Below are 14,752 nucleotides of genomic sequence, written 5' to 3'. Positions count from 1 at the left end.
GTCAAGCCCCGCGGCTCCATTTGGCCCGGGGGAGCCCACGCCCTAGCGTCGAAGCCTACGAGCCCGTCTTCGACCGATCAGGGGGAACGACGTGACGGACTGGATCGCTTCGTGACGGATACCTGGCCGCTGTGGCCGAGCGTCTTCGCCCTCGTGGGCGCCGTGGTGGTGATCGTGTTCGCCGGATCCCGCCTGGCGCGGGCGGCGGATGAGATCGCGGACCGCACCGGGATCGGCGAGGCCGTCGCGGGGGCGGTGTTCCTGGGAGCGATCACCTCGCTGCCGGGCATCGTCACGACCGCCACGGGAGCCCTCGAGGGGGACGCCGCGTTCGCGCTGGCGAACCCGATCGGCGGCATCGCCCTGCAGACGGTGTGGCTCGCCATCGCCGACCTGGTCTACCGCCGCGCGAATCTCGAGCACGCGGCCGCGTCGCTCGAGAACATCCTGCAGGCGATCGTCCTCATCGGCCTCATCTCCCTGCCCGTGATCGCCTTCGCCACCCCCGAGCTGAGCATCGGGTGGGTCCACCCCGTGACGATCCTGATCCCGGTCTTCTACCTCTACGGTCTGCGGCTGATCCGACGCATGCACGACGAGCCGATGTGGCGTCCCATCCGCACCAGCGAGACGCGCGAGGACGAGGGCGGGCAGGCGTCGACGCAGTCGCTGCCGAGGCTGTGGGGCACCCTCGCCTCGCTCGGCCTCGTGGTCGCCGTCACCGGCTGGGTCATCGGCCACGCCGGGCTCTCGGTGGTCGCCGCCACCGGGTGGTCGAGTGGCGTCACGGGGTTCACCCTCACGACGGCGATCACGTCGCTGCCCGAGCTCATCGTGCTGATCGCCGCCATCCGCATGGGCGCCCTGACCCTGGGCGTGGCGAACATCATCGGCGGGAACGTCTTCGACGTCCTGACGCTGACGGTCGCCGATGCGTTCTACCTCGACGGCACGATCTACGCCTCGGCCGGCGCGGTGAGCCTCGTGTTGCTGGGCGGCACGCTGCTGATCACCGCGGTGCTGGGAGCCGGGCTCATCGTGCGCGATCGCCGCGGCATCGGGTTCGAGGGCGTGGCGATCCCGGCGATCTACGCCGCGACGATCGGGCTCGCGGTGTACGCGTCCTGACCGGGCGACCCGGCCCGGACGCGCACACCGCCCGGCTCATCGGTTGAGGATCTCGAGCGACACGTGGTCGACCGAGAACGCCGGCTCGAACGTGAGCTCGGCGACACCCCGGACCACGAGCGTCTCGCCGTCGGGCGTCTTGAGCACGCCTCGGGCGCTGTTCTCCGTCCAGACATCCGGAGCCTCGGCGCCGTGGAAGGTCGCGTAGAGGTTCGACATCACCGACCCCGCACCGTGGGCGATCCGCTCGGGGGTGGCGCCGGTCGCGAAGTACGCGGGGCAGTACGTGTCGAGCCACACGAACGCGTCCATCCCCTCGATGTCGTACAGGGCCATCTCGACGCGCGCTCCCCAGCGCTCGTGGTACGTCGCGCCCTCATCCGGCGGCGTTCCCTTGACCCGAATGAAGTGGGTCGCCGTCGGCAGATTCTCCTCGCAGAAGTCGCCGAAATCGCCGCCCGCCAGCAGGATGTAGGGCGGCTCGCCGTCACCGGTGACGACGTTGTCGTAGAAGAACTGCTCGCTGGGGATGTCGACCTTCTCGACGGTGGTCTTCGCGTACGCGGGGGCCGCCGTCAGGCCCACCAACGCCGCCACGGCCACCCCGATCCCCAGGATCCTCTTCGCCAGTGAGCTCTTCATCGTCGCTCTCCTCATTCGTCGGATACCGGTATTCCCGGTCGCCTCAGAGACTCCTCCCTCCCGGTATCCGTCCGGTATCCGTCCGTCAGGCGAGGTGAGCGAGGGCCTCGTTATTCAACTGTTTCATGACGGGCGTCAAAAGATGCTTGACAATCAGGGTGGTGGAAGCGACGATGAATGGCATCGACACGCTGGAGTGATCGACACGGGGTGAAGCAGCCCCACCACCTCTTCCGGCGTTGTCGGCGTCCCATCACCGCATCCACTGCCAATGAGAGGCACTTCGATGAAGAAGCTCCTGTCCGTCGTCGCACTCGGTGCCGCGGCCGTTCTCGCTCTGAGCGGCTGCACCGACTCCGGTGCCGAACCCACCACCGCCCCGTCCGACGACGCGTCGGGCGGCGAGATGCGCACGATCCGCATCGCGGCCCTGCCCATCGCCGAGACCGGCGCCCTGTGGGGCGCCATGGCCGAGGGCATCTGGGCCGACCACAACCTCGAGGTCGAGGTCGTTCCCTCGTCGGGCGGCGCGAACGCCATCCCCGCTCTGGTCAGCGGCGACATCCAGATCGCGATCGGTCAGCCCTTCGGCCCGTTCCGTGCCGACATCGCCGACCTCGGCATCGTCATGATCGGGGACTACGCCAACAGCCTCGAGACGGGCCGCGACGTCAACGCCGTCGTGTCCCTCGGCGACTCGGGCATCGAGCGCCCGGCCGACCTCGAAGGCAAGCGCGTGTCGGTGAACACCCTCGGCGCCGCGGGTGATGTCACGATCATGAAGGCCGTCGAGGACGACGGCGGCGACCCCTCGACGATCGAGTTCGTCGAGGTCATCTTCCCCGACGTGCAGGCGCAGCTCGAGGCGGGCAACATCGACGCGGGCTGGGTGCCCGACCCGTTCATGTCGCAGATCGAGGGCGCCGGCGGCAACATCGTCGTCTTCCCCTACCAGGCGACGATCCCGGGTCTCGAGCTGCTGACCTCGATCACCACTCAGGATCTGCTCGACAACGACCCACAGCTCATCGCCGACTACTCGGCGGCGATGAAGGAGACGCTGGAGTGGGCCGCGGCGAACGAGGACGGCGTTCGCGCCGCCATCGTCGACAACATGGGCATCCCCGAGGAGGCGGCCGCGGGCATCACGCTGCCGACCTGGTCGTCGGAGCTCAACCTCGCCAACATGCAGGAGCTGGCATCCCTGGCCATGGGCTACGGCGTCCTCGACACCGAGCCGAACTGGGACCGCCTGGTCCAGCAGCAGTAAGCACGATCGACGCGGGATGCCGGGCCCACGCCGGTCCGGCATCCCGCGTCGCCGTTCTCCCCTCACCTGCGAAAGGGTTTTCATGACTGCTGAGGCTTCTGTGGTTGCGGCTCGTTATCGGAGTGCGCGTGCGCGTCGGTCGGTGCGTAAGGTCGCGTTGGGTGCGGCGGGGATTGCGGGTTTTCTGCTGACGTGGCAGTTGATTCCGACTTTGGGTTTGTTGAATCCGGCGACGTTCCCGCCTGCGTCTGAGGTGCTTGCCCGGCTTGCTGCGGACATGTTGGATGTGGAGTTCTGGCGGAATGTGGGTCGGACGATGACGGCGTGGGGGATCGGTCTGGTGATCGCGGTGTCCCTGGCGACGGTGTTGGGGACGGTGATCGGTCTGGTTCCGTTCTTGCGGCGGTCGACGCATACGACGGTGGAGTTCCTGCGTCCGATTCCGTCGGTGGCTTTGATTCCGTTGGCGATTCTGATGTTCGGGATCCAGTTGCAGGCGGCGTTGGTGATCATCGTGTTCGCGAGTTTCTGGCAGGTGTTCGTGCAGGTGCTGTACGGGGTGGCGGATGTGGATGCTGTGGCTCGTGACACGGCTCGCAGTTTCGGGTTGAGTCGGGGTTCGCGGATTGTGAATCTGGTGTTGCCGACGGCGTTGCCGTATCTGATGACGGGTGTGCGGTTGGCGGCGACGGTGGCGTTGATCCTTGCGGTGACGGCGGAGATGACGATCGGGAATCCGGGTGTGGGTCGGGAGATCGTGTTCGCGCAGTCCGCGGGTGATTATGTCGGGGTGTATGCGCTGGTGATCGTGACGGGTCTGCTGGGGCTGGTTGTGAATCTGGTGTTCCGTGCGATCGAGCGTCGTGCGTTGTCGTGGCATCAGTCGGTGCGGGGGGAGGAAGTGCTGTGACTCTGTATACGAGCACTGTCGTCGTCCCGCGTCGGGGGCCTGCGCTGTGGCGGAAGGTCGGGGAGAGCACCGCGTATGCGCTGGGGCTGCCGATCATTCTGCTGGTGATCTGGGGTGTGTGGTCCTCGGTGTCGCCGGAGATCTTCTTCCCGTCGCCGTTGACGATCTTCGCGGCGTTCTGGGAGACGTGGGTGGGTCCGGCGTTCTTCGAGGACATCCTGCCGAGTCTGGGGCGTCTGGCGGGCGGGATCGTGCTGTCGGTCACGATCGGTGTGGTCGCCGGGACGCTGATCGGTTTGAACCGGTGGCTGCGTGAGCTGCTGGAGCCGATGCTGGAGTTCTTCCGTGCGGTGCCGCCGCCGGTGCTGATCCCGATCATCGCGGTGCTGCTGGGGCCGACCGATGCGATGAAGATCACGGTGATCGTGGTGGGTGCGGTGTGGCCGGTGCTGCTGAACACGATCGACGGGGTGCGGTCCACGGACAGTGTGATGACCGAGACGTCGCGGTCGTTCGCGCTCACGGTCGGTGAGACGATCCGTTTCCTGGTGCTGCCGGCGGCGAGCCCGCGGATCATGGCGGGGGTGCGGCAGTCGCTGTCGATCGCGCTGATCCTGATGGTGATCTCGGAGATGTTCTATTCGTCGTCCGGTCTGGGGTACCGGATCGTCTACTTCCAGCGCAATTACCTGATCGCGGAGATGTGGAGCGGCATCCTGCTGCTGGGTCTGATCGGTGTTCTGCTCGCGGCGATCTTCGGGTTCGCGGAGCGTCGGGTGCTGCGCTGGTACCACGGAATCAAGGAGGTCGAACGTGCCTGAACGTGACACGCTGCTCGAGGTCGAGCATCTGAAGAAGGTCTACGAGTCCGCGACGGGGTCCGTCGAGGCGATCGGCGATATCAGCTTCTCGATGCAGAAGGGTGAGCTGGTGTGCATCGTGGGCCCGTCGGGGTGCGGGAAGACCACGCTGCTGAAGTGCATCGCGGGGCTGCTCAAGCCCACCGAGGGGACGGTGATGCTGCATGGCGGCCGGGTGACCGCGCCGCCGCCGGACATGGCGCTGGTGTTCCAGGAGTACGGGCGGAGCCTGTATCCGTGGCTGACGGTGCGGGGGAACGTGGAGCTGCCGCTGAAGCACAAGAAGATGTCGAAGGCGCACCGGGACCAGCTCATCGACGACGCCCTCGAGGCGGTCGGCCTCGGCCATGCCCACAAGAGCTACCCGTGGCAGCTGTCCGGCGGCATGCAGCAGCGTGTCGCGATCGCCCGCGCCGTGGCGTACCAGCCCGAGGTGCTGATCATGGACGAGCCGTTCGCGGCCGTCGACGCGCAGACCCGAGCCGATCTCGAGGATCTGGTGCGGCGGCTGCATCTGGAGCGGGGCATGTCGATCCTGTTCGTCACCCACGACATCGACGAGTCCGTCTACCTCGGCGAACGGGTCGTGGTGCTCTCGAAGTCCCCGACCTGGGTGCAGGAAGACCTCGCCATCGACCTCGACGCCGACCGCGACCAGATCACCACCCGCGCCCTGCCCCGCTTCACCGAGCTGCGCACCCACGTGTACGAGCAGATCCAACGCGCCAAACGCGGCGAAGCCATCCGCCCCACCGCATGAACCCGACGACGAGAGCCCGGTGATGCGGCAACGGGGCGCCAAGGAGCTGATGCTCGCCTTCCTGGGTGAATACATGCGGAACTTGGGCATTTCGCATGTGCGGGCGATCGTCATCATCGGCGTCCTCGGGGAGGCCGGCATCAGCGCCCCCGCCGTGCGTGCGTGTCTTGACCGGATGGCTGCGAGCGAGCTGGTCCGGCGAGAGCGAGTCGGGCGTGAGATCGAGGTGCACCTCACCGAGCGTGCGCGGCGAGTTCTCGACGAGGGGTCACGGCGAGTCCACGAACGCAATCCGTTCGTCCCGCGCGGCGATGGCTGGACGCTCGTCAGCTTCTCGCTCTCGGAGGACCAGCGCGCCGTGCGACACCGGCTGCGCGCCGCGCTCGGCTGGGAGGGATTCGCCCCTCTCCGCGACGGACTCTGGGTCGCTCCGGGAGAGGTGGAGCTCTCGTCCGTCCTGCAGTCCCTGCCGCCCGACCTGCCGAGCGCGGCGATCATCGCGTTCCGAGCACAGGAACTGCCCGAGTTCCCCATCGCCGACGCGCTCGGGAACGTGTGGAATCTGGACGACATCCGCGCCGAGCATGAACTCTTCCTTGCGACGTGGGGGGAAGCCGGATCCTGGGATGGGATAACGAACCCCCTCGCCGCGCATGTGGCACTGGTCGCGGATTGGCTGGCATTGCTCCGCGCCGACCCCCGCCTCCCGGGGTCGGTTCTCGGCGCAGGGTGGCCTGCCGGAGAGAGCCTGCATGCCTTCCACGCGCGCGGCGCGGAGATGGGGGATGCCGCAGCTGAGTTCCGCCTTCTGACGCAACAGTCCGTCGCCCAGAGAACTCGGCAGCCGGGTGCCCGGAAGGGCGCTGCGCCGGCGGCGTGAATGCAGCGCCGGACGCCAGCCGGCATCCAGGAGTCGGCATCCACTGGAGCGCGCCCGGGGCGGTTCCTGGGGTCTTATATGTACTCCTGAATCGAGGCGCGCGGATCCTCGCCGTGAGGATCCGCGTTCGCCCTCGGTGTCACCGTGTACGTCATCTCTGTCGCCCTGATGACTCCACCGCAGTGATCGCAGGTCATTCGCGGCTCGCATGGGTGCTCGCAGCTCTTATGCGTGAGGGTGATCTCCGGGCCATCGCTTCCGAGCCAGGCGTCGCCCCACTGCTTCATCGCCAGGAACACCGGATACAGCGCCAGCCCGGACTCGGTGAGGATGTACTCGTATCGGTCGGGCCGGCGCTGATACCGCCGCCGTTCGAGGATGCCGGCGGCTACGAGCGACTTCAGCGTGCGAGCGAGCACCGACCGTGACACGCCGAGGAGGCGCTGAAAATCGTCGAAACGGCGCACGCGGAAGAACGCCTCACGCAGCACGAGTGAGGCGGCTCCCTGCCGAAGGAGCTCCCCGGTTCGCTGCACCGCAGTGGAGGTCGGTCGAGGCATGTGCCGACTCTAGCCAATCCGGGTGCGAGCGCCGCTGGAGCCGTTGCCGGTCATCCGTCGACCTTGATGACGACGCCGCCGGCGTCGTCGCCGGCGGCGCAGCCGACGAAGAGGCCGTAGCCGCCGCCGCGTTCGTGGAGGGCGTGGATCAGTTCGGCGATCGCGCGTGCGCCCGTCGGTGCCTGCGGGTGGCCGTAGACGAGCGAGGAGCCGTACACGTTCATCCGCTCGAGGTCGTATCCCGTCTCGTGCGCGAACCACAGATCGTTCACCGCGAACGGGTTGTGGGTCGTGACCAGGTCGATGGCATCGAGATCGAGCCCGGCATCGTCGAGGGCGTGGGCGGCCGCCTGCACCGGGGCCTTCGGCATGAAGGCGGGTTCGGCGCGGCCGAAGCCGGTGCCGAGGATCTGGGCGGTCGCCCCGCCGCCGAGCTCCCGCGCGGTGTCGCGGTCGGTGACCGCGATACCCGCGGCGGCGTCTGCGGGGTGCGTCTGAGACCCGAACGTGGTCACGCCGCCCTCGGTCGCCGGCCGCAGCGCGGCCAGACCCTCGGCGGTCGTCGGGAACACCCCGCCGTCCTCACTGATGACCGTTGTGCCCTTGCGTCCGGGGATGTGGATGTCGACCATGTAGCGGCGCTGGAAGGCGCGGTCGTCCGCGAGAGCCCGCCGGTACTGCTCGTTGCGCAGGAGCGTGAGTTCGTCGACCTGCTCACGCGTGAACCCGCCGTCCCGCGCGGTGTTCTCGGCCGTGTCGAGCATGCTCTGCCCGGTGGTCGGGTCGAGCGAGAAGTTGTCGAGCATCCAGTGCTCGGTCTGCGGGGCTCCTCCCATGCCGCGGGCGCTGGGGTAGATCATGAGCGGTGCGTTGCTCGTCCGATCGGTGAGCACTCCCAGCGTGGCCCGGTGACGCCCGAGCTGCACCTGCGTCGCGAGATGGTCTACGACCGCCGCGGACGTCGCGCACGCTCGGCTGATCCACGGTCCCGCGACATCTCCGGCTCCGAGCCGACGCGTCACCAGAGTCACTCCGTAGAAGGAGTGCTTCTGGATGACCGTCATGCCCAGCGCCCAATGTGTGAAGAGCCCCGGCGCGGTTTCACGCTGCTCGAGCGCCCGCGCGGTGACGTCGACGGCGAGATCGAGCGCGTTCACCTCGGCCAGCGCGCCCTGCCACTTGGTGAACGGGGTCGACCAGATGTGCGGGATCGGAATGAAGACGTTGTCGAATGCCATGAACAGGCCCCCTGCCTATGCCGAGGGTGTCGCGGTGAGTTCGGCGTTGGACTTGGCGCGGTAGGTCCGGGCGACGTCTCCGATGGGTGTCGGGGCGACAGTGACGCGGATGGTGATCTGCTCGTGGGGTTCGACGATGCCGCCGCTGCGGCTGCCGCCGCCGTCCTCGCCCCAGATCAGGGTGAGTTCGGTGCCGGGCTCGGCGAAGGCTTCGTCGATCGAGCCGAGGGACATCATGGCTCGCTCGTTGTAGCTGTAGGCGGGGTAGGTGCCGAAGCCCACGAGGTTCCCGTCCGCGTCGAGCACCTTGTCGTAGTGCAGCCGGCCGGTGGCGGCGACGGGCAGGTCGACGTGCAGAGCGGTCGGGCCATCGCCCACGAGCCGCTGGAACACCTGCGTGAAGTCGTCCGGGTGCCACAGCAGCGTGACCTTCTTGCGGTGCGGCTGGTCCGCCATCGCCTCGAGCGCCTCACGCCCGACGAAGTCGTGGTCGAACTTGATGATGTGGCCGTAGTTCAGGTCCCACGGGGTGGCGTAGTAGTCCTCCGGGTTCGGCGAGTAGAAGCTGCCGCCCAGCGACATCCGCGCTGACGCGCTGCGGTCGCTCAGCCACTCGCGGTACCCCTGCAGTGCAGGGCTGGTGTACACGGCCGAGAACGGCACCGCCCACCAGCCGGACTCCATCACGGTGCTGAAGTACGCGAGGGACCCGATCTGACGCAGCCCGTACTTCTTGCCCGCCGACACCAGCGCGGTCTTGACGTCCTTGCGGTCGTCCCACGGGCCCGACAGCTCCAGCCCCGGCACGCCGCCCATGCTGTGACGCATCGCACGCACCTCGTGACCGGCGATCGTGATCGTGCCCGACCGGAAGAACTTGATCTCCGGCAGCGGCCCGCCGTTGAGCTCCTCGAGCAGCTCATACGCGTGCGGACCCTCGACCTGGTACCGGTAGTTCAGACGGCGCTTGTCCTTGTTCAGCGCCCAAACCGGATCCAGCACGACCTCCACATCGAAGTCGCCGGTCTCGGCGTTGTACTGAACCCAGTCGGTGGACGCCGGGTTCCCGACCAGCAGCAGCTCCTCCTCGGCCAGGTAGTACAGGATCGCGTCGCCGATGACATACCCCTCCGGCGAGCACGCGATGAACTGCTTGGCCGCGCCCGGCCGGAAGGTGGCGAAAGAGTTGATGGCCAGCGACGTGAACAGTGCGAGCGCATCCTTGCCGCGGATCAGCAGGTTGTTCATGTGGTAGCTCTGGTCATGCAGCGCGATGCTGTTCCGCCACGACAGCTGCTCCGCACGCCACGTCGTGAACTCCGCACGAACCGCGTCCACGGGCATCATCACGCCGAAGACATTCAGCGCGGTCTTCGGTGAGTTCTGATAGAAGCGGTCCACGATGCTCGACGACGAGTCGATCACGGACTGCAGGTTCTGCTCGGCCATTGAGTCTCCCTGGGTGGATTCTTTTAGAGAACTGACTCGAACCGTAGCCGCATCCTGCTCGACCCGTCGTCGTCCTCCACTTGATCGGGAGAACCATGCTCTCGACGAGGGCGAGGTGTTGACGCTAGACCAGCGAGTGCGCGCCCGCTGCGATGGGTGCGCTTCGATCTGTTCGAGAGGAAACACCTGACATGCTCACCAACACACTCACCCGCCGCGTCGAGTGGGGGGACTGCGACCCTGCCGGGATCGTGTTCAACCCGCAGTTCTTCCGCTGGTTCGATCACGGCACGACCATGCTGTACGAGGCAGCGGGATGGCCGAAGCCCGAGATGCTCGCCCACTTCGATGCCGCCGGATGCCCGCTCGTACAGACGCAGGCCGAGTTCCGAGCCCCGTGCCGGTACGGCGACGACGTCGAGATCACGACCGAGATCGTGCGGGTCGGAGCGAAGAGCTTCGAGATCCGCCACACCCTGACGCACGACGGCGTCGTCTGTGTGGAGGGGACCGAAACCAGGGTCTGGACCGTGAAGGACCCCGAGCGTGGGATCAAGAGCGCTCCGATTCCCGAGGAGCTCGCCGCCCGATTCCGGGGCTGATCCGATTGCGCGGCGGAGGCCGCGCAACGCTTCATGTGGAGGATCCGTGGCGACCTCCCGCACGTCCGCATAGTGTCTGAGCGCGTCGAGGACGACGACACGTCGATGATGACGATCCCTGGAGGCAGATACGCGATGGTTCCCACCGGACACGCAATGATTCCCGATGGACTGGGCAACTGGATCCGCCGTCGTGCGGTGAAGTCGCGCGACTTCCCCGCGATCGAGTTTCGAGACCAGACTCTCACCTACGCCGAGCTCTCCCGCCGGATCGACAGTCTCGCGGCTGCTCTGGTGTCGCGCGGGATATCGCGTGGCGACCGGGTCGCCTACCTCGGCGGGAACCACCCCTCGTTCATCGAAGCGATGTTCGCGACGACGCTGCTCGGGGCGATCTTCGTGCCGTTGAACACGCGGCTCGCCATTCCCGAGCTGGAGTTCCAGCTCGACGACTCGGGCGCCACGATGCTCATCAGCACGGCCGAGCTCGAACACCTCGCCGCCGCTTCGTCGACCGGTCTCGACATCCGGCGGCTCGTCGTCAGCGATCCTTCGGTGGAGGGCCAGGAGGGGCGTCCACGGTGGGTCGAAGACTACGACGAGGCGATCCGCGACGCCGGCGAGCTGCGGATCGCGGAGCCGATGGAGTACCCGCCTCGCGTCGAAGGAATCGACACGACCCCCGTGACCATGGATGATCCGGCAGTTATTCTGTACACGTCAGGAACGACAGGTCATCCGAAGGGCGCCGTGCTGACCCACGGGAATCTCACGTGGAATGCGCTGTGCGTGATCGTCGACTACGACGTCGTGAGCGACTCCCGGTGGATTCTCATCTCACCTCTCTTCCACGTCGCATCCTTGGGGATGGGCCTTCTGCCGACACTTCTCAAGGGCGCCACCCTGCTGCTGCAGGAGCGCTTCGTGCCGGCTGAGGCTCTCGAGGCCATCGAGCGCCTCCGCGCGACGCACATCTCCGGTGTGCCGACGACATACCAGATGATGATGGAGGACCCTCGCTGGGCCGAGAGCGACATCTCGACCCTGCGGACACTCACCTGCGGTGGCTCTCCGGTGCCGCGCAAGGTGATCGACGCGTACGCGGAGCGCGGACTGGCCTTCTCGGGCGGCTACGGCATGACCGAGGCAGCGCCCGGCGTCGCCATGATCCCGCCGTGGGAGGCCGAGGCGAAGGTGGGATCGTCGGGTGCGCAGATGTTCTTCGTCCGCTTCCGCATCCGCGCGATCGAGACCGGCGAGATCGTCGGGGCAGGAGAGGTGGGCGAGATCGAGACCACCGGCCCCAACATCACCCCCGGCTACTGGAACCGGCCAGACGCGAGCGATGACGCGTTCACCGAAGACGGCTGGTTCAAGACGGGCGATATCGGGGTCGCCGATGAGGACGGGTTCCTCACGATCGTCGACCGGGCGAAGGACATGATCATCTCCGGCGGCGAGAACGTGTACTCCGCGGAAGTCGAGCAGGCGATCGCCGCGATCCCGGCTGTCGCCGGCGTGGCCGTGATCGGAGTCCCGGACGATCGATGGGGTGAGGTGCCTCACGCGATCGTAACGCTGATGCCCGGCGCAGAACTGACGGCCGCCGAGATGGTCGACTTCCTCACGAATCGCCTGGCTCGGTACAAGATCCCGAAGACGCTCGAGATCGTCGCCGAGCTGCCTCGGACCGCCTCGGGAAAGGTGCAGAAGCACCAGCTGCGGCTGGCGCGTGTCCAATGATCCACGCGGTGCCGGCGGGGGTGCGGCCATGCTTCGGTCGCGCCCCCGGTGGGCCGGCTACGCCTGCCCGCGGTACTGCCGCTGAAGCGCGCCGCTGATCGCCTTGGACGTCGGGATCAGGACTTCGAGGACTGCCGCCTCGCGTGGGTCCTTGGTCGGCACGATCGCCGAGATCGCCGCAGCGACACCGCCGAGAGGCGCGTGGACGGGCACGGCGATGGAGGTGGCGTCCGGGTGGATGTACCCTCGCGTGGTGGCGTAGCCCTGCTGCCGGACGCGAGTGAGCTGCCGGGTCATCTCGCGCGGCCCGGGTAGCGGCGCGTTCGCGTACGGCTTCAGTTCTTCGCTGAGGAACTCGTCTCTGGAGGCGGGGTCCATGAAGGCGGCCATGACGAGCCCGCTGGAGGTCGCATGGAAGGGAATCCTGCCGCCGACGACGATGAAGTTCACGACGGCGCCCGGGGCCGAGAGGCGCTCGAGATACAGCATCTCGTGGCCCTCCAGAATCCCCAGCTGCAGACTCTGCCCGATCGCGGCATGCGCTTGTCGCAGATACGGTGTGGCGATCTCGCGGATTCCGAGCGCGCCAGGCGTCCGGACGGCGAGCTCCCAGAGCCGCAATCCGATCCGGTATCGGCGGTCCGGCAGCCGCTCGACGAGTCCGACCGATACGAGCTCCCCGAGCAGGCGGTGTGCGGTGGACAGCGGCATCTGGGCCTTCGCGGCGATCTCGCTCGCGGATTGATCGCGCGTGCCCTCGTCGAACGTGTCGAGGATGTGAACCGCACGCTCGAGTGATGACATTCCGGCCGATGAACGGGCCACAGAGAACCTCCTCGTTCTTCTGTCGCGCGACCGCAGACGCTTGCTCGCCGCACGATCATCACAGATCGCGTCACGACGCAGCTTCTCCGTCGGCGATATCCCCGGGTCCCTGGTCAGGCCTCCGCGCGCGTACCGACGAACCTAATCGACCCAAGAACGAGTCTGACAGAGACCCTCCACTTCATGTGGATCCCAGCGTCCGGAGCGAACGCGATCGGTCGGGCGCCTGCTCGGAATGCCGGTCGAGGAGCGCCGAAGTGTCGAGGTGGGCCCAGTCATTCACTTCAAGTGCAGATCCGGACCCTTCGCCCTCGTCCACCGGTTAGCGTGCGGCGCAACCGGCGGTGAGTTCCGCGGCGAGCGTGGCGAATGAGAAGCAGCTCCTCGGACATGGCGCCTGTACAACGAAAGGGCTGGTCAATGAAGACGAAGCGAATGATCTGTGTGGCCTCGGCGGCCGCAATCGCGATCGCGCTCGGTGCAGCGGCACCGAGCTATGCCGAAGAGCTGCCACCGCAGCACGCGGGTGGCACGCTCCCCGACGGGCGGGCCACGTGGGTGGCGGATGTTCCCGCGGACTGGACGGGGACCCTGGTGCTCTTCAGCCACGGCTATTCCAGCAACCCGAGCAATCCCGCGACCAACGCGCCGAACGCGGCGACTGCGCAGGGGCTGTTGGACCAGGGATACGCGATCGCCGGATCGTCCTACGAGCGCCCCGGATGGACGCTCGACACCGCTGCGCAGGATCAGCTCGAGACGCTCGAGGCGTTCGTGGGCGAGTTCGGTGAGCCGACGCGCGTGATCGCGCTCGGCCAGTCGATGGGCGGGCTGGTGGCCGGGCAGCTGGCAGAGTCGGCCGGCGGGCTCATCGACGGCGCGGTGCCGATGTGCGGGCTCATGTCGGGGGGTGTTCAGCTGCTGAACTACCAGACGGACGGTCTGCATGCTCTGGCGGAGCTGATCACACCGGGCGGATCCGACCTGAAGCTCGGGGGCTTCTCGGGATTCGGCGAGGCGGCGGCGCTCGTGGGCGCACTGAATGCCGCCGTCGCCACCGCCGAGACGACTCCCGAGGGTCGCGCCCGCCTCGCGCTGGCATCCGCGTTCTTCCAGCTGTCGACATCGGCCTCGAACCAGAGCGCCCCCTCCAAGGATGCCGACGCCATCGCCGCTCAGCAGCTCGCGGTCTTGAAGGGCAACATCCCCTTCTTCGTCTTCGCCCGCTACGACATCGAGCAGACGCTCGGCGGCAACTCGTCGTGGAACGTCGGGGTGGACTACAAGACGCTCTTCCAGCACACGGCGACGCGATCGGTCGTGGAGAAGCTCTACCGCGCGTCCGGTGTCGACCTGCGCGAGGACCTCGAGCGACTCACCGAGACCGCCGACCTGGTCGCAGATCCGGCCGCGACCGAGCGCGCAGATGAGATCTCGGGCCTCGACGGCCAGCTGGAGATGCCCGTTCTCGCCGTTCACACCCTGTACGACACCCTCGTGCCGGCCCAGATCGAGGAGGAGTATCAGGAGACGGTCCGGGAGGCGAACAACCAGCCCCTGCTGCGCCAGGCGTACATCGACCGCGTCGGCCACTGCGCGTTCACGCCCGCCGAGTACGTCGCGGCCGTGAACGCGATGAACGAGCGGCTCGAGACCGGTCATTGGACCCCGGCTTCCACGCCGCAGGGACTGGATCGAAGCGCAGAGGCGCTGGACCTGGGTGAGTCGGCCTACTCGCCCGGTCTCGGCGTCGACGAATGGCTCGGCGATCGTGGAGGGGTGTTCGGCGGTCCCCTGTTCTGATCGTCGATGGGCGGGGCCGACCGAGATCGATCGGTCGGCCCTTCCCATTGATGGGGATCGGCCGTCGTCCTGCGCGCCACAG

At 67.4% G+C, this 14,752-nt stretch carries 14 protein-coding genes; 9 read left to right on the top strand and 5 right to left on the bottom strand.

What is annotated here, in order from left to right:
- The first annotated feature begins 111 nt into the window (after positions 1–111).
- The gene (locus P0L94_13235; GenBank protein WES63422.1) at positions 112–1,128 is read left to right on the top strand and encodes a hypothetical protein; all 1,017 of its coding nucleotides are present in this window, start codon (positions 112–114) and stop codon (positions 1,126–1,128) included.
- A gap of 36 nt (positions 1,129–1,164) precedes the next feature.
- Here P0L94_13235 and P0L94_13230 read toward each other — a convergent pair whose 3' ends face one another.
- The gene (locus P0L94_13230; GenBank protein WES63421.1) at positions 1,165–1,770 is read right to left on the bottom strand and encodes a hypothetical protein; all 606 of its coding nucleotides are present in this window, start codon (positions 1,768–1,770) and stop codon (positions 1,165–1,167) included.
- Positions 1,771–2,056: 286 nt separating this feature from the next.
- Between P0L94_13230 and P0L94_13225 the strand changes: the two genes are divergently transcribed.
- The 5 genes from P0L94_13225 (at position 2,057) to P0L94_13205 (ending at position 6,450) form a co-directional block, all read left to right on the top strand.
- On the top strand, positions 2,057–3,040 hold the full coding sequence (locus P0L94_13225; GenBank protein WES63420.1) for an ABC transporter substrate-binding protein: 984 nt from the start codon (positions 2,057–2,059) through the stop codon (positions 3,038–3,040).
- 82 nt (positions 3,041–3,122) lie between these two features.
- Complete coding sequence (locus tag P0L94_13220; GenBank protein ID WES63419.1) at positions 3,123–3,950, top strand: ABC transporter permease; 828 nt, start codon at positions 3,123–3,125, stop codon at positions 3,948–3,950.
- Positions 3,947–4,771 carry an ABC transporter permease gene (locus P0L94_13215; protein ID WES63418.1) on the top strand — a complete coding sequence of 275 codons (825 nt, stop codon included), beginning with the start codon at positions 3,947–3,949 and terminating at the stop codon, positions 4,769–4,771. Before P0L94_13220 ends, P0L94_13215 begins: the two co-directional genes overlap by 4 nt.
- Positions 4,764–5,570, top strand: coding sequence for an ABC transporter ATP-binding protein (locus P0L94_13210; GenBank protein WES63417.1), 807 nt, complete (start codon positions 4,764–4,766; stop codon positions 5,568–5,570). Before P0L94_13215 ends, P0L94_13210 begins: the two co-directional genes overlap by 8 nt.
- A 49-nt stretch (positions 5,571–5,619) precedes the next feature.
- The gene (locus P0L94_13205) at positions 5,620–6,450 is read left to right on the top strand and encodes a PaaX family transcriptional regulator C-terminal domain-containing protein (GenBank protein WES63416.1); all 831 of its coding nucleotides are present in this window, start codon (positions 5,620–5,622) and stop codon (positions 6,448–6,450) included.
- Positions 6,451–6,524: 74 nt separating this feature from the next.
- On the opposite strand, the gene P0L94_13200 is transcribed toward P0L94_13205, so the two are convergent.
- The 3 genes from P0L94_13200 to P0L94_13190 are packed head-to-tail and all read right to left on the bottom strand — an operon-like array spanning position 6,525 to position 9,697.
- Complete coding sequence (locus P0L94_13200) at positions 6,525–7,010, bottom strand: helix-turn-helix domain-containing protein (protein WES63415.1); 486 nt, start codon at positions 7,008–7,010, stop codon at positions 6,525–6,527.
- 50 nt (positions 7,011–7,060) lie between these two features.
- Complete coding sequence (locus P0L94_13195) at positions 7,061–8,248, bottom strand: thiolase family protein (protein ID WES63414.1); 1,188 nt, start codon at positions 8,246–8,248, stop codon at positions 7,061–7,063.
- 15 nt (positions 8,249–8,263) lie between these two features.
- On the bottom strand, positions 8,264–9,697 hold the full coding sequence (locus P0L94_13190; GenBank protein ID WES63413.1) for a hypothetical protein: 1,434 nt from the start codon (positions 9,695–9,697) through the stop codon (positions 8,264–8,266).
- A 191-nt stretch (positions 9,698–9,888) separates the two neighbouring features.
- Between P0L94_13190 and P0L94_13185 the strand changes: the two genes are divergently transcribed.
- Together P0L94_13185 and menE are read left to right on the top strand one after the other, a co-directional pair.
- Positions 9,889–10,299 (top strand): acyl-CoA thioesterase, encoded by a 411-nt coding sequence (locus P0L94_13185; protein WES63412.1) that lies wholly within the window; start codon positions 9,889–9,891, stop codon positions 10,297–10,299.
- Positions 10,300–10,371: 72 nt separating this feature from the next.
- Positions 10,372–12,042: an o-succinylbenzoate--CoA ligase gene (gene menE, locus P0L94_13180; GenBank protein WES63411.1), complete on the top strand. Its 1,671-nt coding sequence runs from the start codon at positions 10,372–10,374 to the stop codon at positions 12,040–12,042.
- 57 nt (positions 12,043–12,099) lie between these two features.
- Here menE and P0L94_13175 read toward each other — a convergent pair whose 3' ends face one another.
- A complete protein-coding gene (locus P0L94_13175; protein WES63410.1) occupies positions 12,100–12,867 on the bottom strand; it encodes an IclR family transcriptional regulator in 768 nt (255 codons plus the stop codon).
- 420 nt (positions 12,868–13,287) lie between these two features.
- Here P0L94_13175 and P0L94_13170 point away from each other — a divergent pair, with 420 nt between their 5' ends.
- A complete protein-coding gene (locus tag P0L94_13170; GenBank protein WES63409.1) occupies positions 13,288–14,670 on the top strand; it encodes a DUF6351 family protein in 1,383 nt (460 codons plus the stop codon).
- Positions 14,671–14,752: the final 82 nt, after the last annotated feature.

This window comes from Microbacter sp. GSS18 (assembly GCA_029319145.1).
Lineage (GTDB): Bacteria > Actinomycetota > Actinomycetes > Actinomycetales > Microbacteriaceae > Microbacterium.
Note: the sequence above shows the minus strand (reverse complement) of the source record. Positions and strands in the feature narration are given on the sequence as shown.

What these genes read in the sequence shown, in the direction of transcription:
- P0L94_13230 (WES63421.1), bottom strand. Translation starts at nt 1,770, where the DNA reads ATGAAGAGCTCACTGGCGAAGAGGATCCTGGGGATCGGGGTGGCCGTG.
- P0L94_13225 (WES63420.1), top strand. Translation starts at nt 2,057, where the DNA reads ATGAAGAAGCTCCTGTCCGTCGTCGCACTCGGTGCCGCGGCCGTTCTC.
- P0L94_13220 (WES63419.1), top strand. Translation starts at nt 3,123, where the DNA reads ATGACTGCTGAGGCTTCTGTGGTTGCGGCTCGTTATCGGAGTGCGCGT.
- P0L94_13205 (WES63416.1), top strand. Translation starts at nt 5,620, where the DNA reads ATGCTCGCCTTCCTGGGTGAATACATGCGGAACTTGGGCATTTCGCAT.
- P0L94_13200 (WES63415.1), bottom strand. Translation starts at nt 7,010, where the DNA reads ATGCCTCGACCGACCTCCACTGCGGTGCAGCGAACCGGGGAGCTCCTT.
- P0L94_13195 (WES63414.1), bottom strand. Translation starts at nt 8,248, where the DNA reads ATGGCATTCGACAACGTCTTCATTCCGATCCCGCACATCTGGTCGACC.
- P0L94_13190 (WES63413.1), bottom strand. Translation starts at nt 9,697, where the DNA reads ATGGCCGAGCAGAACCTGCAGTCCGTGATCGACTCGTCGTCGAGCATC.
- P0L94_13185 (WES63412.1), top strand. Translation starts at nt 9,889, where the DNA reads ATGCTCACCAACACACTCACCCGCCGCGTCGAGTGGGGGGACTGCGAC.
- P0L94_13170 (WES63409.1), top strand. Translation starts at nt 13,288, where the DNA reads ATGAAGACGAAGCGAATGATCTGTGTGGCCTCGGCGGCCGCAATCGCG.